The following is a 24,634-nucleotide window of genomic DNA, read 5'->3' as shown; positions in this document are numbered from 1 at the left end:
CCCGAACGGGCTATGGCCGCCCCTTTGCCGGGGGAGGAGAGTCGATTGTCCCCAGCGCCTTCCCCAGGAGCCCCCATGTCGCGCACCGCCGTCCGTTCCCGCCGTCGTCCAGCCAGGGCCGGGGCGGCGGTGGTCGCCATCCTGGCCGTCGCAGTCGGACTGCTCGCCGCCACCCCGACTCCGGCCGGGGCGGGGGGCTCGGTGGTCGTCGGACCGGTCGAGGCGTTCACGACGGCGTACCCGTCGCTGGCACGGGAGGACTTCGAAGGCTCGCGGCTCGCGCCTGGGACGGTGATCGACTGCGGCACCGCTCCGCTGTCGTCGGCGTCGGAGAGCCCCTGCTACGACGCCGGCGCGCTGACCCGCGGCGCCACCTACTCCTCGGACCCCGTAGGGGCCTTCAACATGGCAGCTGCGACGACGGGATGGCTGGGCGCCAAATCGACCTTCGTGGTGTCCAACAACTCTGCTGCCTCGCTCGTCATCGACTTCACCGTCCCCGTGGACACCTTCGGGTTCGCCCTCGGCATGCGGACGGCCGGTGCCTGCACGGTGGTGGTCTCCTACGTCGACAGCAGCCCAAGCACCACGCTGCCGAGGGCGTGCCCCGGGGTGGACGACCTTGCCTTCATCGGGGTGCGCGCCGACCGCCTCGTCGACTCGGTGAAGATCACGGGGGCGGGCAACGAGGCGCTGGACGACCTGCGCTTCGGTCTCCGAGCCCCCAGCAGCGTCCGGCTCGGCCGCGTCCGGGTCGACCGCAGCGCGGGCACCGCCGTCCTGTCCGCGACCGTGCCGGGCATCGGGACGACCACGCTCGGGGGCAAGGGAGTCGTGCCGGTCGCGCGGGACTCGGCCGGCGCTCGCACCCATGCGTTGCCCGTCGCCGTGCGCGGCAAGGCTCGTCGCACCCTGCAGCGCACCGGTCGGGTCACCGTGCTGGTGCGCGTCACCTATCGGCCCAACGGCGGGACGCCCACGACCGCGACGAAGCGCGTCACGCTGCGCAAGCGGCGCTGAGGGTCCGACGGGGGGCGAGCACGCATACCGTGGTCTCCGGCGCGGCTCCCTCGCCTGAAGGCGGACGCGGACGCCGCGCCACCCGCTGTCATTCGTGCACCGCGAGCAGGTCGAGGTGCTGCGTCAAGAGCTCTCGTGCGACGTCCGGCGTGACCGTGACGCTCCCGTCGACCAGGTGGAACGCGAGGCCGTCCAGCAGCACGTGCAGCCGTGTGGTCTCGGAGTCCAGGTCGAGGGACGACCGGAACGTGCTGTGGGAGGCACCGTCGGCGAGCACGCTGCGGCAGGCCTCACGGATCCCGGCGTAGCCCTCGTCCCGGAGGGTGTGCAGGCCAGGATGGGCGGGGGCTTCGGCGATCAGTGCGAGCTGGATCTGCATCTCCACGCGTCGTACGTCGTCCAGGGGAAGCAGCTCGCTGAGCCAGTCGACGGCGACCTCGATGCTGCCGACCGCTCGGGCGGCGCCGAGGAACCGCTGGGTGACGTTCTCGATCGCGAGACGCATCGCGGCCGCCAGCAGCTCGTCCTTGCTCTGGAGCACGTGGCGCAGCGACCCGGCGGACACGCCGGCCTCCGCGGCCGTCGTCCGCACGGACACCGCGGCGATGCCGTCCCGTGCGATCACCCGCCACACCGCCTGGGCGAGTTCTCGTCGACGTCGGGCATGGTCGATCAGCCGGGGCATGCAGATTATGGTAGCACGATCGTGCTACCATAATGGCGACATGAAGGCGCCGACCAGGAGCAATGCGTGCACTCGTTCTTCGACGACAACCCGATCGCCGCGCTGATCGTCGCCTGTGAGGTGGGACTGTGGATCCTGCTGGGCTCGGGACTGGCCCTGAGGTACCTGCTGAGGCACCCGCGATCCGGTGCGGTCGTGCTCGCGGGCATCCCGTTGCTCGACGTCGTGCTGCTCATCGCGGCGACGCTCGATCTGCACCGCGGCGCCGAGCCTGACGGGACCCACGGACTCGCCGCCATCTACCTCGGGTCGAGCATCGCCTTCGGTCCCGCACTGGCGCGATGGGCGGACGTGCGCTTCGCCCACCGCTTCGCTGACGGCCCGGCACCGGTCAAGCCGGCGAAGGGCTCGGCCGAGCGGCAGGCATTGCTGTGGACCGAGTGGCGGCGGGTGGTGACCGCTGCCAGCATCGCGTCCCTGGTCCTGATCGCTCTGGCGTACCTCGTCGCGGAGCCGGGCCAGCGCGAGCCGCTGCTGTGGTGGGCCGGCAGGGCATGGATCGTCGCCGGCTTGTGGTTGCTGTTCGGACCGCTGTGGGAGACGTCCGTCCGCTCGTCGCGGCCACCACGGACGCGTGACAGGGACGAGAGCGGCATTCACCACTGACGGGGGACGCTCACCCCGCGCCGCACTCCTGCCAGCCTGAGCGTCCGCGGCAGAAGCCCAGCTGCAGGTAGGTGCGCTTCTCGCCAGGTGCGTAGTACTTCGCCTCGAGGTACCGGAAGCGCTTGCTCGGCACCGGCAGTGCCCACCGAGCGACGCCCCTGGCGTTGGTGGAGACCCGCGCGCGGTGACGCGTGCCGTCGTTGCGCGTCCCGGAGAAGCGGACGACGGCCTTGGCGACCGGTGTGCCGGAGGCCCGGCGCACCAGTCTCACCTTGAATGCCCTTCGCGCGGGGCCGGGGGAGCCGAACGCGTAGATCTTCCACGTCGGCGCCGTGGACGCCGAAGCAGGCGGTGGTGCGGCGGACGTTGCCGTGGTGGAGCCCGCCAGGCAGGTCACCACCACGAGCAGCGCGACCAGGAGTCCTCCGAATCGGGAGGATCGCCGACTACCAGAGCCTGTGCTCATACCTTCTGCCTCTCGCATGGGGATCAGTCTCCTATGCCCGGGGCCGGCGGAACGTCAACTGGTCCTGGGAGCTCCATCCCCACCAGGGCGAGGGCCGGACCTCCGTGGGCTCCCACCCGTCCTGAGCCATCCGGTTCAACAGCAGCTCGCGCTCCTGGGGCTTGGGGTCACACTCACGCACGGCGTACTCGAAGGAGCTGGGGGTCATGGCGTCCTCGTGGCGTCGGTGGAGCAGGTGCACTGGATCAGGAACCTATCAACTGGCACACCAGCGGTGGACCGACGCGCGCCGTCGGGGGAGGAGTGTCGGTGAGGAGTGCCGGTGACGGCACTAGGTGCGGTCGTACCGCGTGACCAGGCTCCAGTCGGACCGCACGGTGGCGGGGCGCAAGGCGGGGAACAGGTCCCCACGCTCGAGCAGCTCGACGTCCGCTCCCTGAGCGACGAGGCGTCGTCGGTCCCAGGCGATGCTTCGGAAGAGCGCCTCGACGTCGGCCGGCGTGCCGAGCAGGATCGGGTCCAGCAGTGCGACGGCCGCGGTCTCGTCCAGCGGATCCCGGATCTTGGCGGCCACGCACAGCGGCAGGAGCGCGCTCCACAGCAACAGGTGCCGGGGCAGGTCGTGCCGGATCGCCTCCAGGTGCGCCGCTGAGACCGGGACGGTGAACTGCCGAGGGTCATGGAGCGCGTCGGCTCCGCCCGCCACCTCGATCCAGAGGCGTCCCTGTTCACCGATCACGCACGGCATCCACACGTTGTCGCGCGCGAAGACGACCTCCCTCACCACTGCGGATCCACCACCGGACGAGCCTACGCACCGAGCGGCGCGACTGCTGCGAACTCACCTGTGACCGTGCCCTGGCAACGCGGCCTCCACGGAGATGGTCTGCCGAGCATAAAAGGATGCAGCACTGGGTATGTGTCGAATCCCACACCAACTCGGAGGAGTGTTCACCCATGCGTTCAAAGATTGCGGCAGGCCTCGCAACGATTCTCACCGGTGTCGTGCTGGTGAGCGGCCCGCTCGTCGGTAGCTCCAGCGCAGCCCCGACTGCCAGGGAATGCTCCAGCTGCGACGGCGGAAGGGGCGGAGGCGGAGGCGGGGGCGGCTGCGGCCCGGTGTGCAGCGGCCCCGGTGGTGGGCCCCGGAAGTAGGGCGGCCGACGGCACCGAGCTTCCCCGCCGGCACGAGCGGAACCCCGGACGCGCCGGCGGGGAAGATCGTCATGTGCTCGACGGTTCCTACTGTCCTCGCGACCTCGATGGTCGCCGCGGTCGCGACGACGAACCCGGGTTCGGCTGCGATGCCGACCCAACGGGACGTGCTGACGACGCGCACCACCGCGAGCCCGATGAACAGCACCACCAAGATGCGGATCGGCCGGACGTTGGCATGCATCGCCCATCGCGTGGCATGGGTGTGGAACAAGTACGAGGTCGACTGCGTGACCGACGCCTCTGCGCTTCGGGGAAGACTAGCGGACGGTCCGTCAACGCGACCTCCGGAGCGCTCAGAAGAATTGAGACTCGTTGAGCCCAATCGAGCGCAGTCCTTTGCCCGGGCGAAAGCTCATCTGGATGCGGTACTCGTCCTCGGTGCCCCACGCGTAGAACAGTGAGTGCTGGTCGCCGCTGCTCGGCTCGCCGAGCACGCCTCGGACGTCGTCGGCCTCGGAGGCTGGCCCGAAACCTTCGAAGAGCGCGTCAGGCCGTGGGTAGGCTCCCTCGCCTTGGAGGTAGATGGTGACGCCGAGCGCCGGCTGCGGTCCGTCGCCGAACGTAAAGACTTGGATGCCGTGATCGCGTAGGTCATTGGGGTCGACGCCGGTCACGCCGAGGAGTTCGACCGCTGCCTCACGTGCGTCGGTGCGTCCAACCAGCTCGAGCAGCGGCGCGCCCTCGCCACCGAGGTCGGCGGCGCTCAGCTGGGTGCCCTTGACCGGGTGCGTCGGCTTGGGCTTCGGCTCGCCCTCGATCAGCCGGTCCACCCACCGCGAGAACGCGTCGCCCCTGGTTCGCACGGTGAACGACGCGGGCACCTTGACGTCATAGGTCTCCTGCACCCACGCCCGGAAGTCGTCGACGGCGCTAGCGGTCTCAAGTGGCGGCCGGCCGGACGTCGTCATAGAGAGCTCCTGGTGGCCGACAGCGACAGCGCGCAGCAGGTCGAGCGGCGTCTTGGCCAGCAGGAATTTCTCTCCTTCGCTGCCGAGCACGCCGACCCGGATGGTGCCGCGGTCGTTCCAGAGGACGACGAGGCTGCCGGTACCGTCGGCCTGCGCGATGGGGAGCAGCGTCTTGTCGTCGGGGGTCTTGTCTGTAAACCAGCCGTCGATGGTCAGACCTGTGTCGAAGACAATGCCGAGCACGCGGTCGCCGGCGTAGGCGGTGAGCGAGACGCGGCCATCGCGCTCGATGGCGTGGCCGTGATCTTCCATCCACGCCCAGGCCGCGTCGAGCTCGTCAGGTATCGGGAGGCCATCAAGGTGCGAGGCCCGAAGCAGGTCCGCGAAGTGAGACATGCCGCTCACGTTATTCCAAGGCCGCGATCGGACGGCGAATGCACGCTCGAGGCGGATCCTCCGCCCAGGTGTAGACAACACCGCTACGAGTGAAAGGACTCGCAGGCGCGACGACTCGTCAGAGCGAGTCCTCTCTGCTTAGGTGTCCGCTGTGATGGAAGTCTGCGACTACGCCACCAGCTGGTGGAGGTTCGGATGAGCCGGAAACGTCCTCGCCGCGTGATTGGCCCAGCCACCGCCTGGGCGGGGTCGCAGCAACCCGGCACCGCGCTGCGCTGGAAGGAGCTCGAGATAGCCGCGTGGTCCGGGCACCCCACGGTCGCGCGGGCGCTCGCGGGCCGCCTGTCGCTCGCCATGGCCCTCTTCGCAGCGGGGTCCCTCATCACCTACGTCGTCGCGTTCGCCTACCCGATCGTCGCCTTGGCTGCGAGCACACCCGGGCGTGGAGCGACGCCGTGGGCCGGGGCCCACACCCGGCTGAGCACCGCGGGTGTCGTGGTCGCTGTCGGGTTCGTCGCGCACACGACGCTGGTTGGCCTGTGGTTGCTCCACCGCTCGCCTCACGGCCGGCTCGAGCGGTCGCCAGTGCTGATACGTCAGGCCTGGGTCGTGCTTGTCGCTGGGCTCCTGCTCTTCGTCGCCGTGATCGGGCTGCGCTCCGATGTCACAGGCGGTGCCTGGGTGCTGGTCATGGTCGGCTGCTCGATCGTGCTGTCGGCTGCCACACTGGTACTGCACCGGACGGCCGCGACGCCTGACCCCGACAGTCAGCCGACGGGGGAGTCGACGCCGCGGGCCAGCGTCCGACGCGCCGTCGACCGGGTGCCGGCCAGCGAGTTGGACGCCGTCCGAGCAGACCTCGAGCGGTCTCTCGACGACCTCGCAGAACGCGGAGTCATCAGCGGAAAAGAACGTGAGAAGGTGCGCGGCGCCCCGCTCGGCATGCTCACCATCGCGCTCAGCGCACCGCCCACACGGTCCTAAGGCGGCCCCTAGGGGTAGGCCGCCCGGCTCCTGGTCGGTCAGGACGCTGATGGGGGAAGCGTCCAGCCCACGAAGAGCAACGCTCCAAGCGCGGTATCAGTCGCGTCTTTGATCGACCACGCGAGTAAGAAGGCGAGCCCGGCGATGACAAGCCACACGCCAGAACCTCGGGACGATCTCACCAGGGGAGTCTAGGAGCGTGACTCTCGCGAGCTCACCGGATGAGCGCACGCGGAACGCCGCAAGTGCGTCAGTGGACGACCTGCGGGGAGACACGCAGACCTGCAACCTGACATAATGTCAGTTATCGGCGGTCCACGGAGAGCGCAGCAGGGTGCACTCAACGAAGCTGCCGAAGTTGATGTTGCCACTCGTACGGACCACGCCGAGGTAGTCGCGGATGTTCGGCGACCGAGTTCCACGGTTTCGTTGGGTAGTTCGGCACCTCCAGCCCAGCGATCCTTGAGCCTGCGACCCGTCGTTGAGATGGCCTGCCGAAAAGCCGGCCGATCGCGGGCCCCTTGTCACCAGTAAGGAATGAGACCTCGTGAACGATCCTCTGCCGCCTTCCGTCGGCCAGGGCGGCTTCCCGCCGCCGGGCCAGCCGCCGCACACGCAGCCGCCGAAGGGTCCCCGGACTGGACTGACTCTGGCGCTGCTCGGCGCTGGCCTGGTGCTGGTCCTGGTCGTCATCGGCGTCGTCGCGCTGGTGGTGCGTGGCGATGGCTCCGACAAGGAGGACGACACCTCCGGCGGCGCACACGAGGCGTCGTGCGAGGTCTACGCGGACGTGGTGTTGAACAGCCAGATCTGGGCAGCGACCGAGTTCGACCCGGACAAGCTGCAGGAGGCCTACGACGCGGCACTCGCCGACATCAGCGACGACGAGATCGCGGCGCTCGTGAAGGAGGAGGCCACCGTCACCGTGGCCTACTACCAGGCGCTCCAGGATTGGAAGCAGGGCGTTGACGACGCTCTGGCGCAGGGTCAGACCCCCGACACCGAGATCCCGGCGGAGATCAGCTCCCAGCAGGCAGAGATCCCGAAGGCCCAGGGTGCGGTCATCCAGGCGTGCCAGGGCGTCTATCCCGACCGCGACGAGCCGCTGCCGTCGATCACGGCTCCGACGTTGGAGACCCCGACCTGGATGGACGAGAAGTGACCGCGCGCAGGTTCCCCTGGCTGGCGGTCCTCGGGTCCTTGGCCCTGGCGCTGATCCTCGTCGTGGGCGTCGCCGTGGTCCTGGTGCTCGATGACGACGACGCATCGGAGGACCGCCCGGACACCTCCGAGGCGCTGCTGGAGCAGCTGCGAGAGGACGGAGCCGCGGTGCTTCCCACCGCCGTGCAGACGCCGGAGGCCGTCCCGGGCTACGACTACTCCGAGGCCGTTACCGGCGTCGGCATCGAGGGCGACCTGATCATCCCAGCCGACTACGACGCCGACGCCAAGGATCCCTGGCAGGGAGACCCCGGCAAGATCGAGGTGTACGCCGACCAGGCGCTGAGCAAGCCGGTGCCGTTCGCGATCCTGCCTGACCTGACTTCCGCCGGGGCGGACCCACATCTGGCTCTCAAGCCGCTGCGGCTGAAACGTGCCTACGTCCAGGGCCAGGATGACCAGTCGGTGGCCACACTGGCGGATCTTGGCACCTACTGGAGCCTCAACCCCCGCGCGTATGTCGTGCAGTACCTCGAGCCGGACGGCAGCAAGCGGGCCCGGCCGCTGGTGACCCAGGTCGACTTCACCGCGCAGACGCCGGCCCCGGCGCAGATCACCTCGTCGGTGACGCCGCAGGGAGACGCGTTCCTCGAATGGTCGCAGGTCCCGAACGCGACAGAATATCTCGTCGTGCTGCAACAGCGCCGGGACAGCAGCCTCGACGACACGGTGCGGGTCGTCGGCCGGACGACGGACACCAGCTGGTCCTCGGCCGCGACGAAGCGCTGCTTCCGAGCCACGTGCACGCAAAACGACCTCCTGAAGCTGACCACCGTCGACGCGTCGACGATGGTCACGCTGCCGCAGCTCGTTGCCGAGAAGGTCGACGCCAGGCTCGGCGTCATCGCCGTCGTGGACCGACAGCCGTCGGTCGTCACCGCGATCGACTTCACCGGCCTGGAAGCACTGCCGGTCCGCTCCGACCGGAAGTGGGACCAGGGCGCCGACCTCGCGAACCGCGGCCTGGCTGCCTTGCCGAGTCGGTTCCTCTACGTGTCCATCGAGGGCTCGACCCGGGCCACGGGCGCTTTCGTCGACCGCGCCGAGGTACGCCGGAAGGGCCGCGACTGGGTGGTTCCGCTGCGCGGGCAGGGCACCCGGCTCGTGGATCCTGTCCGCATCCCGGTCGCGGCGGTAGACAACATCGACGCCGCGGTCACGACGTTCAACAAGCGCGCGCAGGGCGACTACCCCCCCACGGGCCTGAGCAAGACGAGCATCGTGGTCCGCAGCGACCTCCCGCAGAAGCCCAGCCCCGAGCTGCCCCCGCCGGACTACCCGGTCTTCGGCAGCAACGACCTGACCAGGTTCATCGCGGGACAGCTGATCGCGGGGTCCACCAGCATCGACGTCTCCGAGGTCGCCGGCCAACCGGGTCTGCCTGAGCTCGACGACGCGTTGACCGAGGCCGTCTACCAGAACCCGTACTCCCTGTCGTACTTCGACAAGTTCTCCATCGAGGGCAATGTCATCCACGTCGAGTCCGCGTTCTCGCAGACCGAGAAGCAGTCGCATCAGAAGGACATCGCCGAGGCGGCCGAGTCGGTCGTGGAGCAGGTGATCAACGACGGGATGAGCGTCTCGGAGAAGGTGAGCGCCCTCAACCGCTACCTCGTGGATCAGGCCGACTACGACTACGGCGCGCTCGAGTCGTCGCCGGGGAAGTACCGTTCGGACATCCCCGCCAAGTTCCGCTACGCCTGGGAGACGCACGGCATCCTGGTGGACGACACCGGGGTGTGCATGAGCTACGCGTACGCCTTCCACGCGCTGGCGAAGGAAGCCGGAGTCGAGTCGGTCGTCGTCACGGGAGAGCTCGCCGACGGCGGCGGTCACGCGTGGAACAAGGTGAAGGTCGCGGACGGCTGGCGGGCGGTCGACGTGACCTGGAACGACCCGCGCGGTCCATGGAACCCCCAGTCGGGCACCAAGTACCTCCTGATCAGCGATGCGGAGTTCACGGGCTCGGCGCTGCGCACCGAGCGCGACGACTGGATGTCCAACGCGTACCTCCGCCAGTACGCCACCCGCTGACGACTGGTGAGGAGGAGCCGGTGAGCCACCCGAACGCCTGGGAACCCAAGCGCCTGCTCCCCCGCGCCATCGACGGCAGGACCGAGAGGATCCGTGTCAAGGTCACCGGAGGCTCCGCGAAGCGGGTCGGGGTCGCGGTCATCCCCCTCCCCTGAGACCGCCGAGCGCCGGACTCACTCGCCGAGGATGCGGCGCAGGAACTCACCCTCACGGGCGTCGTCGAAGGTGAACCTGGCCTGCAGCCGCTTCGCGATCAGCGTCCCGTCGGGTCGCAGACGCGTGGCCCGGCACCGGGCGACGTTGAGCTGGTGTCCGCGCATGGCGGCGAACAGGCCCTCGTTCTGGGCGGTGTAGGTCTCGGCTGACACCAGGGTGACGCGCTTGGGCTCGCGCACGAACGCCATCGAGAACATTGCGCTGCCGGCGAAGCCCGCCACCTCGGTGGCCGAGCGGAACATCTGCACCTGCTCGCCCAGCGGGTGGTCCTCGGGGTAGACGATCTCGAAGCCCCGACGCGCGAAGAAGTCCTCCACCTCCGCCGGGTTGGTGGCCGAGCGCTTCTCGTGGCGGCGGCTGCAGAAGATCCGGTCGGCGTAGTCCCGCGCCGGCGCATCGACCGCGAGGTGGTCGCCGACGCGGTCGTAGACCTCGCGAGCCGCCTCGTGGATGTAGCCGGGCTGCGAGAACGCCGGGGTCGCCGCGAGGAGGCGCTCGGGACGGACCGGGCGGTCGAGCAGGACCAGGTCCTCGCGCGGGACGCCGGCCGCCTCGTACAGCCGGTACTCCCACTCCGCGATCGTGGTCCGCGCCCCGGTGAGCATCAGGGCCTGGACGTCGGGGTGGGCTGCCTTGGCCTCCTGCCACGCCCACAGGCGCGAGACCTGCTCGGTCATCGCGTGCCCGAAGTGCCCGCGGAACTCGGAGTCGAGGTAGAACCACGTGCCGTCGCGGTCCTCGGGCTGCGGGCCCTTCGTCTGGGCGAAGCGCGGCGCCACCGGCACGGTGGACCGGTTGGCGAGCCGGGGCCGGTAGTTGTGCCGGAAGGAGTCGGGCAGGACGACGTTGTCGGTGCACAGCACCTGCCCGGTCAGGCACTCCACGCGGTGGTACTCGCGCAGCCGCAGCGGCGGCGCCTCAAAGGTGGTCCGGTAGACCATCGGGGTGTCGGCCTGCGACACGACGACCGGCGCGGGGTTGACGACGACCGAGCCGGGGCGGCTGCCGAGCACGCGTCCGACGCGACCGAGGGTGGCTTCGAGGTAGGCGTCGACCTCCTCCTCTCGCAGCTTCGCGAGGTAGGGCCGCCCGCGGGGGTTGGCCGTCAGGATGAGGTGGTCGCCACGCACGGCCACGGAGTCGACGGCACGGGCGAGGTGGAGGTCGTCGGGGGTGGGTACGTCGTCGGGCAGCAGGCCCGACCGGACGGCCGTGCCGGCGACCTCGGCGGCCCGGCCGGCCTCGGCGCGGGCGTCCATGACGACGAGCACCCCGCCGCGGCGCAGGTGGAAGAGGATCTCCCGCGACCGCCCGCCCCGCTCGTCGGCGAGGTCGAAGATCGCGTCGAACGACCCGGCGGCCGCCAGGGCCACGTGCAGGTCCGACTCCCCGACGGCTGCGTCGAGCACGGTGAGGCGTGCCTGCGGCCACACCTCCAGCAGTGCCCGCGCGATCGGGGGGTCGATCACGTCGGCGACGACGGCCACGGCCGGTTCGGGACGCTCGCCGAGTCGCAGCAGCAGCGGGCGCAGCGCCGTCACGGTGGAGGCGTCCTCGAGCGACTCCAGTCGCTCGGCGGCGGTCGGCTCGGGGCGGGCCAGGCGCGCCAGCGCTCTCACACCTGCGCGCACGCCGCTGACAGTCGAGGAGTTCACACCACGACTACGCCCCTCGACCCCGGTGAGGTTGTCGACCCGTCGCTGAATACCTGGACGGCGCCGCGGATACCTGGCGTCGCCGCGACGGGCGTCGCGGCGGTGCTGGACCGCGGATGTGGCTGAACGAGGGACATCCGTCGCTGGGCGACCTAGGTTGGCTACAGCCACGAGACACTGGGGGGTGTCGTGCACGAGAGCTCGACGGGTCAGGACAGGTGGCGGCGACGCGTCACGTGGGTGCGAGCCGGTGTCGGGTGGACGGGTCTCGCGCTGGTCGTCACGCTGCTGACCGTGGGCGGAGGCGCGGACCAGCCTCCCCCGGTCGGCGGTCACCAGCACGGCGCCGCCGGAGGACACGCGGACCAGCACGGCGACCACGCCGCGGGCCACGAGATGGCCGGCATGGTGCAGCCCTCCCCCGCCGCCTACGTCGCCGACGACCGCTCGGTGGGCCGGCTCGACTGGTCCGCGACCGAGCAGGTGGGCGCGGGTCCCGAGGGCACCCGCTTCATGTCCGCCACGGAGGCCGTCGACGGTGACCCGGCGACCGTGTGGCGCGCCAGCACCGACGTGCCGGCGGTCCTGACCGTCGACCTCGGCTCCCCCGAGCTCGTCCTCGGGCTCGACTACACGGCGCCGGGCGACCGCGTCGGGACGATCACGCAGTTCGAGCTCGCCGTCAGCACCGACGGGACGTCCTGGACGACGGTCGCCGACGGCCGCTGGCCCGGTGACGGTCGCGGCGTACCCACGGAGTTCGCGCGGGTGGACGCGCGGTTCGTGCGACTCACCGCCCTGGAGACCAGCGACGGACAGCCAGCCGCAGTGGCCGACCTCGACCTGCGCACCCCGAAGGCCGACGCGGACCGACGCGCACCCACGCCGCGCAAGGCTGAGGGCCGACCCTCCGTGGTCGGGAGCTGGGGGCGCACGATCGCCTTCCCCCTCGTGCCCGTCGCGGTGGCCGCGCTCCCGGGCAACCGGCTGCTGACCTGGTCGGCGTACGCGACGGACGACTACGACCCCCAGGGCATGGGCTACACGCAGACCGCGATCCTCGACCTGGACACCATGGAGGTCAGCCGGCGCCTGGTGACCAAGACGCGTCACGACATGTTCTGCCCGGGCGTCGCGATGCTGCCCGACGGGCGGATCATGGTGACCGGCGGCAGCAACGCCAACGAGACCAGCATCTACGACCCGAAGCGCAACACCTGGAAGGCCGGACCGCCGATGAAGGTCGGTCGCGGCTACCACGCGATGACGACGATGCCCGACGGGCGCGTCTTCACCGTGGGCGGCTCCTGGGGCCCCGGCGGCCTCGGCGGCAAGGTCGGCGAGGTCTGGTCGAAGCGGACCGGCTGGCGGCGGCTGCCGGGCGTCTCGCCGAAGAGGATGCTGACCGACGACCCTGCCGGGATCTTCCGTCAGGACAACCAGATGTGGCTCTACCCCGTGGCTGATCGCAAGGTGCTCCAGGTCGGGCCGAGCCAGGCCATGAACCTCGTCTCGCTGCGCGGTCGCGGCTCGGTGCGCACCGTCGGGAAGCGTCCCGGCAGCGATCAGATGAACGGCAACGCCGTCATGTACGCCCCCCACCGCGTCCTGGTGCTCGGTGGCGCGCCGGCCTACGACGAGACGCCCGCGGTCCGGCAGGCCTACACGCTCAACATCAAGGGCACGCGGCCCCGCGTGCGGCGGACCGGAGCCATGATCGAGCCGCGGACCTTCGCCAACAGCGTCGTGCTCCCCAACGGCGAGGTGGTCGCCGTCGGCGGTCAGGCGAGACCCCTGCCCTTCTCCGACCTGGACGCCCGTCTGCGCCCGGAGATCTGGAACCCGCGCACCGGTCGCTTCCGGCTCGGCGCCCCGATGGCCGTGCCCCGGACCTATCACAGCGTGGCCGTGCTCCTGCCCGACGGCCGGGTGTTCTCCGGCGGCGGCGGGCTCTGCGGCGACTGCGAGACCAACCACTTCAACGGGCAGGTCTACACCCCCGGCTACCTGCTGCGCGACGACGGCAGGCTGCGCGCCCGCCCGCGGATCGCCGCCGCCCCGCGCACCGCCCGGCTCGGCTCGCGGATCACCGTCCGCACCCGCAAGGGTGCTCGGTCGTTCGCGCTCGTCCGGATGGCCGAGGCGACGCACACGGTCAACAACAGCCAGCGGCGCATCCCGCTGCGCGTCGTACGCCGCGACGGCAACCGCTCCACGCTGGCGCTGCCGCGCAGCTCCAGCGTGCTGCTGCCGGGCAACTACATGCTGTTCGCGATGGACCGCCGCGGGACGCCGAGCCGTTCGCGGATCGTCACGGTGCCGGTGCGCTGACCTCGCGGCGGGTCGGTGCCGTCATCGCAAGCGTCATCGCAGGTCGTCATCGCAGGTCGTCATCGCAGGGCCCGCGTGAGGCGTGCCGCGAGTGCGACGGCGCTGCCGAGCACGGCGAGCAGCGCGAGCACCCACGGGATGGCGGCTCCCCCGTGGGCGTCCACCGTCCTGCCGATCAGCGGCGCCGTGAGGATCGGCCCTGCGAGGCCGACGGCGAACAGCGCGGCGATCCCCCGCCCGTCCGGCCGGCTCCGGGCGTGCCAGCTCACGACCGCGGGGAAGATCGGCGCGAGCACCAGCCCCGCGAGTGCGTACGCCGCCACGGCGAGAGGTGGATGCGCTGCCCCGGCCAGGCACAGCGCCGCGCCGGGCAGCGCCAGCGCGATCAGGGTCCCCGGGTGGACCCGTGCGGCCAACGGCGCCGCGAGCAGGCGCCCCACCGCGAGGCCGCCCCAGAACAGCGCGACCGACTGCGCGGCGTGCGACTCGCTCAGATCCGTCGTCGCCCTCAGGTGGGTGGTCTCCCAGCCGGCCACTCCCCCCTCGAGCGTCACGTAGCCCAGGAGCACCGCACCGAGGAGCGCGGCGGCCAGCGCCCCGTGGCCGCGGGACGAGCCGCCGTCGGAGGGGAGGTCGTCGGCAGCGTCGTCCCGCACCCGGACGCGGCTGCCCAGCGCCGTCAGCAGCGCCGCTCCCGCGGCACAGGACCAGAACGGCACGGCGAGGCTCGACGGCCAGCGGCCGATCAGCAGTGGAGTCGCGATCGCGCTGATGCCGAAGGCGGCGCTCACCGCCATGAGCAGTGCCGGGCCGCGGCTTCCGGCCCGGGCCAGGACGAGGTTGAGGAGCAGGTCGAGGATGCCGAACCCCACCCCGGCCAGCACGACGAGCGCGGCGGTGAGCGCCACTCCCCCCGAGAGCGGGAGGGCGAGGCAGCCGAGCGCGACCGCGCTCCCCCCGGCCGCGAGGAGGGCGTGGGTGGACATCCGGCGTCGCAGGACGCCGGCCACCACGACGCCCGTCGTGGCCCCGCCGAAGAACGCCGTCAGCAGCAGCGACGCCGCCGTGGCGCTGAGGTCGTGCCGGTCCTGCAGCGTCGGGAGCGCGGGACCCAGGGCACTGCTCAGCGCGCCGAGGACCACGAAGCCCACGACTCCCACGGCCGCCAGCCCCGCGGGCGAGGTGTCGGGACGGCGGATGGGGGCCGCAGCCGGCAGGACCGAGGCGGCAGAATGAGGGGCGGGCACGGGTCCAGTCAATCGTGCATACTTCGGCAAGGTCAAGCAGACCTCGGCAGAATGGGGACGATGATGCGCACGTTCGCAGAGGAGCGTCAGCAGCGGGTGCTGGCCGAGCTCCAGCAGCGGGGCAGGGTCGAGGTGTCCACGTTGGCCCGCGAGCTCGCGGTCTCCGAGGACACCGTCCGGCGCGACCTGCGGGCCTTGGCGGCCGCCGGTCACCTGCACAAGACCCACGGTGGAGCCGTCGCCCTGGACACCGGGCATCTCTCGTGGGCAGCCCGGGCCGACGTCGCGAGCGACGCGAAGCGGGCGATCGCCGCCGCCGCGGTGGAGCTCGTCGAGCCCGGTGACACCGTCATCCTGGACGCCGGCTCGACGGTGCTGGCGCTCGCGGTCGCGCTGGCCGGCTCCTCCTCCCACCGTCCGCTCACCGTGCTCACGAACTCCCTGGACATCGCCGAGGTGTTCACCGGGACGCCCGACGTCACCCTCCACCTGACCGGCGGGCAGTGGGACGCGCGCTCGCGCTTCCTGGTGGGCCCCGCCGCCACCGCCGGGATCGCGGCATACCGGGCCGACTGGGCGTTCCTGGGCACCTGCGCCCTCCACCCGGACGCCGGCGCCACGTCGGTGGACCCGCTCGACGCCGACGTGAAGCGGGCGATGGCCGCCGTCGCCCTCCGCGTCGCCGTCCTGGCCGACCACACCAAGCACGGCACGACCGCCCCCCACCTGGTGCTCTCCCCCGACGACCTCGACGTGCTGGTCACCGACGTGGCGCAGGCCGGGCAGGACTGGCTCGACCGCGCGACGACGGTGCACGTCGTCCGAGCCTGAGCGCGCTCACCTGGGCGCGGTGGCGTCCCGCACCCGCTCCTGCACCATCTCCAGGAGCTCATCCGGGTCGACCTCCACGAGGGCGAGCCTCAGCAGGAGATCGGTCCCCCTCCAGCGTGGTGCTCCCCCGACCGGACCGGAGGTCTGGAGCTCGACGACGTTGAAGGCGCCGGGTGCTGGCTGCGGCACGCCCCGGTCGAGGCGCACCACCCGCTGCACGTCCGCCCAGCGCACCGAGCGTCGCGGCCAGCGAGCGGTCTCGACCCCCTCCGGGGTCAGCCAGTACGTCGTGCCGGTCCCGGCCCGGAAGCACAGCGCGGCCGGCACCAGGCCCAGCAGCGACCAGGCGACTCCCCACGGCTGGCCGTCCTGCCGCCCCACGGCGACACCGGCCGCGCCGAGCAGCAGCCCCAGCACCACGGCGACCGTCCCCCACCACAGCCACCCGTCGGAGGCCTCCAGGCCCACGCGCTGCTGCTCGCGGAAGACCCCCCTGGGCAGGCCGTCGTCCAGGCCGTTCGTCTGCAGGTTGCGGCGATCGAAGACGATCGCTGCCTCGCTCCCCCGCCACGCCCGGACCCCGACGGCGGCGCCGAGCGCGACGAGCACCAGGCCCACTGCCCCCACGAGCCAACCGGCCAGGACGCCGTGCAGCGCCTCCGGCGCCGCGGCACTGACGACACTCGCGCCCAGCACGGTCGTGGTCACGCCCAGGTGCCCCCTCAGAAGCACCCGACGTGAGCGTCGGAACAGCACTTTGCGCGGCACCCGGGGAGCCTAGGCGCCATCGTGCCGGCAGTGGCGGGAGGACCGCTCGGCGAGGACGACCGGCTGTCGAGGACGCCCGGCGGCCGGACGGATCGCCTGCGACCCGACGACCAGAAAGTGATGGATCCGCTCCCGGAACCGTCCGGGACGTGTGCTGTTACTGATGACACCGGTGTCACGGTGTGACGTCCGAGACATCCCCCACGCAAAGGAATGAGCGATGTCCCGCTCGGTCTGCCCCACGGAGGCATGCCGCCCGACGTATCGGCGTCCCTGGGGCTCACGCTCGACGCCACCCCGACGCTGCAGGAGGTGCTGGAGGCGCGCCGTGCCCGCATGGACACGGTGCACGACCTCGTGGTCGGCCCGACGGACGGGGAGCTCGACCGGGTGTGCGGCCGCAAGCCGTCGGCGCCCTACCCGAACCGGGAGGGAGTACGTCGTGCGCCGGTGCCTCACCGTCGTGCTGACGGAGGAGGCCGAGCACCACCGCTACGCCGTGCGCGACCTCGCACGGCTGACCTCGCCGCGGTGAACCAGCAGCGACCCGGTGCCGCGTGAGTCAGGCAGACTCTCGAAGCCGCAGCGCCGGAAGAGCTCCTCGGACCGGAAGAGGCACGTGTCCAGGTCGAGGACCGGAGTGCCCCCGGCCTCCCGGACGTGGCGCACCGACTCCCGCAGCAGGTACCGCGCGATCCCGTGATCGTGCTTCTCAGGTCGCACGACCAGCTGGCCGATCGCCGTCCATCCCGGATCCTGCCCGGCAAGGGGGTACATCTGGACGTGCCCGGCGACGTTGGCGGTCGGCGTGACGCTGACCGGCGCCATGTCGAACACCCAGCACAGTCCGCCCTCGCGCCGCCCCAGCCAGGCCAGCGGGTCGCTCCCGGAGTGGTGCCCCGGCAGCGGGGAGAGACCCTCCACGATGCCGCACAGGACCCGTAGGTCCTGCTCGAGGCGCTCGCGGATCACGGTCGGCTGACGCCTACTCCGAGGCCTCGAGGGCGTCGAGCGCGGCCGGGCTCTCGGGGCCGACGTAGACGGCGTACTCGCTGCCGTCCTGCAGCCACACCCCCTGGATGACGCGGTCGGTGATGTTGAACTCGTCGCCCTCGATCTTCTTCATGACCTGCTGACCGGACAGCTCGACCCACGGCTGCGAGCCCTTGTCCCAGCTGATGCCGCCGATCTCCTGGGCCGAGGCCGAGGAGAAGATCGCGCTGGAGTCCTCGGGCACCTTGACGACGCACTCGTAGGCGAAGTCGGGGACGTAGACGACCTCGGGCTCCGCCGCCGGCTCGTAGGACGCGCAGTCCTCGACGGTCTGGCTCCCCCAACCTTCAGCGGCGGGCGACACGAGCAGCCGGTCGGGACCGTCGCTCGGCGAGGTGCTGGAGGTGCCCGACGAGGCGGGGCCGCCCTGGTCGTCGTCGTCACCGGTCAGCTGGGTCACGGCGACGGCGCCGACGATCACGGCCGCCACGGCCACGACCGCGAACAGCACCGTGGTGCGTGATCCGCGCTTGCGAGAGGTCTCCGAGTCCATGTCCCCAATCTAGCCGCCGGCAGGCGCGATCACTCGCACCGTCGGACGTCGACCGGGTCGCACCCCGGCGTTGGTGACCTCACCGCATGCCGGTCAGCCGCCGACGTACGCCGCCAGGTGCTCGCCGGTGAGGGTCGAGCGGGCGGCGACGAGGTCGGCGGGGGTGCCCTCGAAGACCACCGTGCCGCCGTCGTGGCCGGCGCCCGGTCCGAGGTCGAGGATCCAGTCGGCGTGGGCCATGACGGCCTGGTGGTGCTCGATGACGATCACCGACCGGCCGGAGTCGACCAGGCGGTCCAGCAGGCCGAGCAGGTTCTGGACGTCGGCGAGGTGCAGGCCGGTGGTGGGCTCGTCGAGGACGTAGACGTCGCCCTTCTCCGCCATCTGCGTGGCCAGCTTGAGCCGCTGCCGCTCGCCGCCCGAGAGCGTGGTCAGCGGCTGGCCGAGGCTGAGGTAGCCCAGGCCGACGTCCTCGAGGCGCTCGAGCACCTTGTGGGCGGCGGGCGTGCGTGCCTCACCGTCGGCGAAGAAGGCCTCGGCCTCGGTCACCGACATGGCCAGCACGTCGGCGATGTTCTGGCCGCCGAGGGTGTACTCGAGCACGGCCGCCTGGAAGCGCTTGCCCTCGCACTCCTCGCACGGCGACTCCACGGTCGCCATCACGCCCAGCTCGGTGAAGATGACGCCCGCGCCGTTGCATGTCGGGCACGCGCCCTCGGAGTTGGAGCTGAACAGCGCCGGCTTGACGCCGTTGGCCTTGGCGAAGGCCTTGCGGATGGGCTCGAGCAGTCCCGTGTACGTCGCCGGGTTGCTGCGCCGCGAGCCGCGGATCGCGCCCTGGTCGATGACCACCACGCCCTCGCGCCCGGCCACCGAGCCGTGGATCAGCGAGCTCTTGCCGGAGCCGGCCACCCCGGTGACGACGCAGAGCACGCCCAGCGGCACGTCGACGTCGACGTCGCGCAGGTTGTGCGTGGCCGCCCCGCGCACCTCGAGCGCGCCCGTGGGCTCTCGGACGGCGTCCTTCAGCGTGGCCCGGTCGTCCAGGTGTCGGCCGGTGATGGTGTCGCTCGCTCGCAAGCCCTCGACGGTGCCCTCGAAGCAGACCTGTCCGCCACCGGAGCCGGCCGCGGGTCCCAGGTCGACGACGTGGTCGGCGACGGCGATCGTCTCCGGCTTGTGCTCCACCACGAGCACGGTGTTGCCCTTGTCGCGCAGCTGCACCAGGAGCTGGTTCATCCGCTCGATGTCGTGGGGGTGCAGCCCGATCGTCGGCTCGTCGAAGACGTAGGTGACGTCGGTCAGCGAGGACCCGAGGTGCCGGATCATCTTGGTGCGCTGCGCCTCTCCCCCGGACAGCGTGCCGGCGGGGCGGTCCAGCGAGAGGTAGCCCAGCCCGATCTCGGTGAACGAGTCGAGCAGGTGTCGCAGGCCCTTGAGCAATGGCGCCACGGACGGCTCGTCGAGCTCGCGGACCCACGCCGCCAGGTCGCTGATCTGCAGCTGGCAGAGCTCCGCGATGTTGCGCCCCTCGATGCGCGAGCTGAGCGCCTCCCGGGTGAGGCGCGTGCCCTCGCACTCCGGGCAGGGCTGGAAGGTGACGGCACGCTCGACGAAGCGCCGCACGTGCGGCTGCATGGCCTCGGGGTCCTTCGACAGCATCGACTTCTGCATCTTGGGGATGATCCCGTCGAAGGTGAGGTTGATGCCCTCGACCTTGATCTTGGTCGGCTCGGCGTACAGCATCGTGTCGAGCTGCTTCTTCGTGAACGACGAGATCGGCTTGTCCATCGGCAGCCCGACGCCCTCGAAGAGGCGTCCGTACCAGCCGTCCATGGAGTAGCCCGGAACGGTGAGGGCCCCCTCGCTCAGTGACTTCGTCTCGTCGTAGAGCGCGGTGAGGTCGATGTCGCTGACGTTGCCCATGCCCTCGCACCGAGGACACATGCCCCCGAGGTAGACGGCGTCCTTGACGACGCTCTTCTCCACCCGCCCGCCCTTGTCGGTCGACATCACTCCGCTGGCCTTGCGGGTCGGGACGTTGAAGGAGAACGCCGTGGGCGGACCGACGTAGGGAGTGCCGAGCCGGCTGAAGAGGATGCGGAGCATCGCGTTGGCGTCCGTGGCGGTGCCGACCGTGGAGCGGGGGTTGGCGCCCATGCGCTCCTGGTCGACGATGATCGCCGTCGTGAGGCCCTCCAGCAGGTCGACCTCCGGACGCGACAGCGAGGGCATGAAGCCCTGGACGAACGCGCTGTAGGTCTCGTTGATCATCCGCTGCGACTCCGCGGCGATCGTCGCGAACACCAGGGAGCTCTTCCCCGACCCGGAGACCCCGGTGAACACCGTCAGTCGGCGCTTGGGGATCTCGACGCTGATGTCGCGCAGGTTGTTGACGCGAGCCCCCTGGACTCGGATCAGGTCGTGAAGGTCGGCGGGGTGCGTGCTCAAGGTTTCTCCATCCGTCGCGTCTCCGGGCCCGGCGCCCAGACTAGGACCGACCGGCGACACCGGCCGTCCTCATCGCAGACGTCCGCCGAACCCGGAGTGTGACAGCACCCCGGGCGCGTCGGGTCCTGGCCCGGACGCGCTCCACCCCGACCGGCACACTGGCCGGGTGCTGCACCGACATCCCCTCCTGAGCCTGCTGACCGGCGGCTACCTCGTCTTCGTCGCCTGGCTGACGCTCACCCCGCAGCCGATCGGCGCCGACGACCAGCAGCTCATCCTCCGCGCGCTCGACGCGCTGCACCGCCGCGGCTACGCCGAGTCGATCGACTACGCCCGTCTGGAGTTCCTGGCCAACATCGCGCTGTTCGTCCCGATCGGCATGTTCCTGCTGCTGCTCCTCGGCGCCGGGCAGTGGTGGCTGGCCGGGATCGGCTCCTTCCTGATGACGGCGGCCATCGAGACCGCCCAGCGCCAGATCCCCGGACGCGTCCCCGACGACCGCGACCTGCTCGCCAACACCGCCGGCGGCCTGGTCGGCATCGTGGTCGCCCTCGTCCTGACGATGCCGGCGACGCTGCGTCGACGACGTCGGCGTCGTCAGGTCGCCGCCAGGTCGACGTGATGCAGCGGTGCCGGCACGCGCGGCCGCCGTCGCGGCTCACCAATATGGGCGATCTGCGGCGATGTGCTCTCGGCCTGCCCGCGGAGCCCCTACGCTCGATCCAACGACGTCGCGGGGGCGAATACATCATGTGGGACACCGTTCCGAGCAGCACCCATCAGCTGAGCCACGACATGCCGTGCACGCGCTGCGGCCACGCGCGCCACACCTACCTGGCGTGCTCCGACTCGTGTGCCTGCGTGCCCGTCGAGGCACCCGCCCCCGAGCGTCGGCTCGCGCGCGTCTGAGTCCGGCCTCCCCCGGGCCGACTAGGCCCCCTGGTCGGTCTCGTCCTGGAGACGGTCGATCTGCTCGGAGGCCTCGGCCTTCGTGAGGTCGGCGGTGAGGGTCTCCCCCGCGTCGCGCGCCAGCTTGTCGAGGTAGCTGCGCTGCGCGCCGGTCATGGGCTCGTCGCCGGTGACCCAGTCGGAGGGGTCCTTCTCGGTGGTGTTGCCGGAGTCGCCGCCGAGCACGTCGGTCTCGTCGGGCTGGGCCTGGGCGGTCGAATGTGTGTTCGATTCAGTCATGACGCCACGGTAGCGCGCGGCACCGACAGGTCAAGGGACGGGCCGGGTCACGGCTCCAGCAGGACCTTGACCGCGCGGCGCTCGTCCATGGCCCGGTAGCCCTCGGCCGCCTCCGCCAGGGGCAGGGTGAGGTCGAAGACGCGGCCCGGGTCCATGCGGCCCGCGAGGACGTGGTCGAGCAGCTCGGGCAGGTAGCGGCGCACGGGCGCCATGCCGCCACGCAGGCCGACGTTCTTCTGGAACATCCGGCGCACCGGCAGCTCCACGCCGTGCGGCACGCCGACGAAGCCCACCGTCGAGCCCGGGCGGGCCACGGCGAAGGCGGTGCCCATCGCGTCGTCGGTGCCGACGCACTCGAGCACGGCGTCCGCACCGATGCCGCCGGTGATCTCCTTGACCTCGGCCGCGCCCTCGCGCCCACGGGCGGCGACCAGGTGCGTGGCACCGAACGCGGTCGCGATCTGCTGGCGCGACTCGTGGCGCGACATCGCGATCACCTTCTCGGCCCCCATGACGGAGGCGGCGAGGACGCCGCACAGCCCGACCGCCCCGTCGCCCACGACGACCACGGTCCCGCCCTCGGGGACGCCGGCCGCCACCGCGGCGTGCCAGCCGGTGGGCATCACGTCGGAGAGCGCGAGCAACGACGGCACCAGGGCTGCGTCGGGCGCGCCGTCGAGCTTCACGAGGCTGCCCTCGGCCTGGCCCACGAGCGCGTACTCGGCCTGGCCGCTGGTCGTCATGCTCAGGTTCGTGCACGCGGACTGCACGCCGGCCGCGCAGTGGGCGCAGGTGTTGTCGCAGTGGCAGAACGGCACGATGACGTGGTCGCCCGCCCGGAAGGACGTCACCTCGGAGCCGACCTCCTCGACGACGCCGAGGCACTCGTGCCCGATCGTGGCGCCGACCTCGACGTCGTTCTGGCCGCGGTAGGGCCACAGGTCGGAGCCGCAGATGCAGCCGGCCGTCACCTTGACGATGGCGTCGGTGGGGCTCTGCAGGACCGGGTCGGGCACCTCGGTGACGCGGATGTCGCCGGGGCCGTGGATGGTGGTGGCTCGCATGCGAATCATCCTCGCACCCCCGGTCGCGGGGTGCTGCGCGACGGCGCGACGCGCCCGCCGGCAGCGTGGTTTGCCTTATCTCACATGTGAGTTACCGTGAAGATATGGCATTGGACTACAAGGGCCGGATCGGTCACCTGATCCGCGACGCGCGCAAGCACCGCGGACTCACCCAGCACCAGCTCGCCTCGCTGCTCAACACCAGCCAGAGTGCGATCAACCGCATCGAGAAGGGCCACCAGAACCTCTCCCTGGAGATGCTGGCCCGCATCGGGGAGGCCCTCGACTCCGAGATCGTGGCGCTCGGCGCCGGGCCCACGCACCTGCGGGTCACCGGCCCCACGACGCTCTCGGGCTCGATCGACGTCAAGACCTCCAAGAACGCCGGCGTCGCGCTGCTGTGCGCGACGCTGCTCAACCGTGGCCGCACCACGCTGCGCAAGGTCGCGCGCATCGAGGAGGTCAACCGGCTGCTGGAGGTCCTCAACAGCCTGGGCGTCCAGACCAAGTGGCTCAACGACCAGAACGACCTCGAGATCATCCCGCCCAAGGAGCTCGACCTGGGCCACATCGACGAGGAGGCGGCTCGCCGTACCCGGTCGATCATCATGTTCCTGGGGCCGCTGCTGCACCGCTCGGACGCCTTCGACCTGCCGTACGCCGGCGGCTGCAACCTCGGCACCCGCACCGTCGAGCCGCACATGTCGGCGCTGCGCCCCTTCGGGCTCGAGGTCAAGGCGACCGAGGGCTCCTACCACGCGCAGGTCAACCGCGCGATCGAGCCGGGTCGCCCGATCGTGCTCACCGAGCGCGGCGACACCGTCACCGAGAACGCGCTGATGGCCGCCGCGCTGCACCCGGGCACCACGATCATCCGCAACGCCTCGTCCAACTACATGGTCCAGGACCTCTGCTTCTACCTCCAGCGCCTCGGCGTCGAGGTCGACGGCATCGGCACCACCACGCTCAAGGTGACCGGCAAGGAGGTGATCGACGTGGACGTCGACTACTCCCCCAGCGAGGACCCGATCGAGGCGATGTCGCTGCTCGCGGCCGCGATCGTCACCAAGTCGTCGATCACCATCCGCCGGGTGCCGATCGAGTTCCTCGAGATCGAGCTCGCGCTGCTGGAGGAGATGGGCCTCAGCTACGACCGCACCGAGGAGTACGTCGCCGCCAACGGCGCCACGCGACTGGTGGACCTGACCACGCGCCCCTCCGACCTGCACGCGCCGCTGGACAAGATCCACCCGATGCCGTTCCCCGGCCTCAACATCGACAACCTGCCCTTCTTCGCCGTGATCGCGGCGACCGCCGAGGGCCAGACCTACCTGCACGACTGGGTCTACGACAACCGGGCGATCTACCTCACCGACCTCAACAAGCTCGGTGGCCACGTCCAGCTCCTCGACCCGCACCGCGTGATGATCGAGGGCCCGACCCACTGGACCGGTGCGGAGCTCATGTGCCCGCCGGCGCTGCGTCCGGCGGTCGTCGTCCTGCTCGCCATGCTCGCCTCGCGCGGCACCTCGGTGCTACGCGGCACCTACGTCATCCATCGCGGCTACGAGGACCTCGCCGAGCGCCTCAACCTGCTCGGCGCCTCCATCGAGACGTTCCGCGACATCTGACGCCGGTCGGGGGGGGCGCCGTCCCGAGGGTCGGCGACCCTGCGGTGTGGTCACAGACCGCACGGCGCGCGGGGCGCGGCGGGGGGGGGGGGGTCAAAACCGCCCGCC

The 24,634-nt window shown here is 71.1% G+C and carries 23 protein-coding genes; 10 read left to right on the top strand and 13 right to left on the bottom strand.

The genetic code is table 11. The annotated features are described in order from the left end of the window. The first annotated feature begins 75 nt into the window (after positions 1–75). Positions 76–1,020 (top strand): hypothetical protein, encoded by a 945-nt coding sequence (locus IRQ30_RS03620; RefSeq protein WP_193611678.1) that lies wholly within the window; start codon positions 76–78, stop codon positions 1,018–1,020. Positions 1,021–1,108: 88 nt separating this feature from the next. Here the strand turns inward: IRQ30_RS03620 and IRQ30_RS03615 are convergent, their stop codons facing one another. After that, on the bottom strand, positions 1,109–1,705 hold the full coding sequence (locus IRQ30_RS03615) for a TetR/AcrR family transcriptional regulator (RefSeq protein ID WP_193611677.1): 597 nt from the start codon (positions 1,703–1,705) through the stop codon (positions 1,109–1,111). Between the two features lie 66 nt (positions 1,706–1,771). Between IRQ30_RS03615 and IRQ30_RS03610 the strand changes: the two genes are divergently transcribed. Then, positions 1,772–2,371, top strand: coding sequence for a hypothetical protein (locus IRQ30_RS03610; RefSeq protein ID WP_193611676.1), 600 nt, complete (start codon positions 1,772–1,774; stop codon positions 2,369–2,371). A gap of 10 nt (positions 2,372–2,381) precedes the next feature. On the opposite strand, the gene IRQ30_RS03605 is transcribed toward IRQ30_RS03610, so the two are convergent. From IRQ30_RS03605 to IRQ30_RS03590, 4 genes are all read right to left on the bottom strand, one after another. After that, positions 2,382–2,633 carry a hypothetical protein gene (locus tag IRQ30_RS03605; RefSeq protein WP_193611675.1) on the bottom strand — a complete coding sequence of 84 codons (252 nt, stop codon included), beginning with the start codon at positions 2,631–2,633 and terminating at the stop codon, positions 2,382–2,384. Between the two features lie 535 nt (positions 2,634–3,168). After that, positions 3,169–3,621, bottom strand: coding sequence for a DUF6357 family protein (locus IRQ30_RS03600; protein ID WP_193611674.1), 453 nt, complete (start codon positions 3,619–3,621; stop codon positions 3,169–3,171). Positions 3,622–3,831: 210 nt separating this feature from the next. Then, positions 3,832–4,236 carry a hypothetical protein gene (locus IRQ30_RS03595; protein ID WP_193611673.1) on the bottom strand — a complete coding sequence of 135 codons (405 nt, stop codon included), beginning with the start codon at positions 4,234–4,236 and terminating at the stop codon, positions 3,832–3,834. Between the two features lie 112 nt (positions 4,237–4,348). After that, on the bottom strand, positions 4,349–5,359 hold the full coding sequence (locus IRQ30_RS03590; protein WP_193611672.1) for a hypothetical protein: 1,011 nt from the start codon (positions 5,357–5,359) through the stop codon (positions 4,349–4,351). A gap of 195 nt (positions 5,360–5,554) precedes the next feature. On the opposite strand from IRQ30_RS03590, the gene IRQ30_RS03585 reads away from it, so the two are divergent. From IRQ30_RS03585 to IRQ30_RS23705, 4 genes are all read left to right on the top strand, one after another. Then, the gene (locus tag IRQ30_RS03585; RefSeq protein WP_193611671.1) at positions 5,555–6,343 is read left to right on the top strand and encodes a hypothetical protein; all 789 of its coding nucleotides are present in this window, start codon (positions 5,555–5,557) and stop codon (positions 6,341–6,343) included. A gap of 547 nt (positions 6,344–6,890) precedes the next feature. Next, positions 6,891–7,505 (top strand): hypothetical protein, encoded by a 615-nt coding sequence (locus tag IRQ30_RS03580; protein ID WP_193611670.1) that lies wholly within the window; start codon positions 6,891–6,893, stop codon positions 7,503–7,505. Continuing rightward, positions 7,502–9,598 (top strand): transglutaminase domain-containing protein, encoded by a 2,097-nt coding sequence (locus IRQ30_RS24075; protein ID WP_193611669.1) that lies wholly within the window; start codon positions 7,502–7,504, stop codon positions 9,596–9,598. The genes IRQ30_RS03580 and IRQ30_RS24075 overlap by 4 nt, the downstream gene beginning before the upstream one ends. A gap of 20 nt (positions 9,599–9,618) precedes the next feature. After that, entirely contained in the window at positions 9,619–9,753 is a 135-nt protein-coding gene (locus tag IRQ30_RS23705) for a hypothetical protein (RefSeq protein WP_264674572.1), read from the top strand. Between the two features lie 18 nt (positions 9,754–9,771). Here IRQ30_RS23705 and IRQ30_RS24070 read toward each other — a convergent pair whose 3' ends face one another. Continuing rightward, positions 9,772–11,445 (bottom strand): glycosyltransferase 61 family protein, encoded by a 1,674-nt coding sequence (locus tag IRQ30_RS24070; protein ID WP_193611668.1) that lies wholly within the window; start codon positions 11,443–11,445, stop codon positions 9,772–9,774. Positions 11,446–11,709: 264 nt separating this feature from the next. Here IRQ30_RS24070 and IRQ30_RS03565 point away from each other — a divergent pair, with 264 nt between their 5' ends. Beyond that, positions 11,710–13,800 (top strand): galactose oxidase-like domain-containing protein, encoded by a 2,091-nt coding sequence (locus tag IRQ30_RS03565; protein WP_193611667.1) that lies wholly within the window; start codon positions 11,710–11,712, stop codon positions 13,798–13,800. A 59-nt stretch (positions 13,801–13,859) separates the two neighbouring features. On the opposite strand, the gene IRQ30_RS03560 is transcribed toward IRQ30_RS03565, so the two are convergent. Continuing rightward, positions 13,860–15,059, bottom strand: coding sequence for an MFS transporter (locus IRQ30_RS03560; RefSeq protein WP_193611666.1), 1,200 nt, complete (start codon positions 15,057–15,059; stop codon positions 13,860–13,862). Between the two features lie 51 nt (positions 15,060–15,110). On the opposite strand from IRQ30_RS03560, the gene IRQ30_RS03555 reads away from it, so the two are divergent. Beyond that, a complete protein-coding gene (locus IRQ30_RS03555) occupies positions 15,111–15,878 on the top strand; it encodes a DeoR/GlpR family DNA-binding transcription regulator (RefSeq protein WP_193611665.1) in 768 nt (255 codons plus the stop codon). Between the two features lie 6 nt (positions 15,879–15,884). Here IRQ30_RS03555 and IRQ30_RS03550 read toward each other — a convergent pair whose 3' ends face one another. The 4 genes from IRQ30_RS03550 to IRQ30_RS03535 all read right to left on the bottom strand — a co-directional run bounded on the left by IRQ30_RS03550 (position 15,885) and on the right by IRQ30_RS03535 (position 20,643). Continuing rightward, positions 15,885–16,586 (bottom strand): hypothetical protein, encoded by a 702-nt coding sequence (locus IRQ30_RS03550; protein WP_193611664.1) that lies wholly within the window; start codon positions 16,584–16,586, stop codon positions 15,885–15,887. A gap of 552 nt (positions 16,587–17,138) precedes the next feature. After that, positions 17,139–17,618 carry a GNAT family N-acetyltransferase gene (locus IRQ30_RS03545; protein WP_193611663.1) on the bottom strand — a complete coding sequence of 160 codons (480 nt, stop codon included), beginning with the start codon at positions 17,616–17,618 and terminating at the stop codon, positions 17,139–17,141. A gap of 13 nt (positions 17,619–17,631) precedes the next feature. Then, entirely contained in the window at positions 17,632–18,192 is a 561-nt protein-coding gene (locus IRQ30_RS03540) for a hypothetical protein (protein ID WP_193611662.1), read from the bottom strand. Positions 18,193–18,285: 93 nt separating this feature from the next. Further along, complete coding sequence (locus IRQ30_RS03535) at positions 18,286–20,643, bottom strand: ATP-binding cassette domain-containing protein (RefSeq protein WP_193611661.1); 2,358 nt, start codon at positions 20,641–20,643, stop codon at positions 18,286–18,288. A gap of 166 nt (positions 20,644–20,809) precedes the next feature. Here IRQ30_RS03535 and IRQ30_RS03530 point away from each other — a divergent pair, with 166 nt between their 5' ends. Beyond that, positions 20,810–21,265 carry a VanZ family protein gene (locus IRQ30_RS03530; protein ID WP_193611660.1) on the top strand — a complete coding sequence of 152 codons (456 nt, stop codon included), beginning with the start codon at positions 20,810–20,812 and terminating at the stop codon, positions 21,263–21,265. 308 nt (positions 21,266–21,573) lie between these two features. Here the strand turns inward: IRQ30_RS03530 and IRQ30_RS03525 are convergent, their stop codons facing one another. Further along, positions 21,574–21,831, bottom strand: a complete 258-nt coding sequence (locus tag IRQ30_RS03525; protein ID WP_193606909.1) for a DUF3072 domain-containing protein — start codon at positions 21,829–21,831, stop codon at positions 21,574–21,576. 47 nt (positions 21,832–21,878) lie between these two features. Next, complete coding sequence (locus IRQ30_RS03520) at positions 21,879–22,895, bottom strand: zinc-dependent alcohol dehydrogenase family protein (RefSeq protein WP_193611659.1); 1,017 nt, start codon at positions 22,893–22,895, stop codon at positions 21,879–21,881. Between the two features lie 104 nt (positions 22,896–22,999). Here IRQ30_RS03520 and IRQ30_RS03515 point away from each other — a divergent pair, with 104 nt between their 5' ends. After that, the gene (locus IRQ30_RS03515; protein WP_193606911.1) at positions 23,000–24,526 is read left to right on the top strand and encodes a helix-turn-helix domain-containing protein; all 1,527 of its coding nucleotides are present in this window, start codon (positions 23,000–23,002) and stop codon (positions 24,524–24,526) included. Positions 24,527–24,634: the final 108 nt, after the last annotated feature.

It is taken from the genome of Nocardioides lijunqiniae, assembly GCF_015024225.1.
In the GTDB taxonomy this organism is placed as follows: domain Bacteria; phylum Actinomycetota; class Actinomycetes; order Propionibacteriales; family Nocardioidaceae; genus Nocardioides; species Nocardioides lijunqiniae.
The sequence above is the reverse complement of the archived record's forward strand: the minus strand, read 5'-3'. Positions and strand labels throughout refer to the sequence as shown.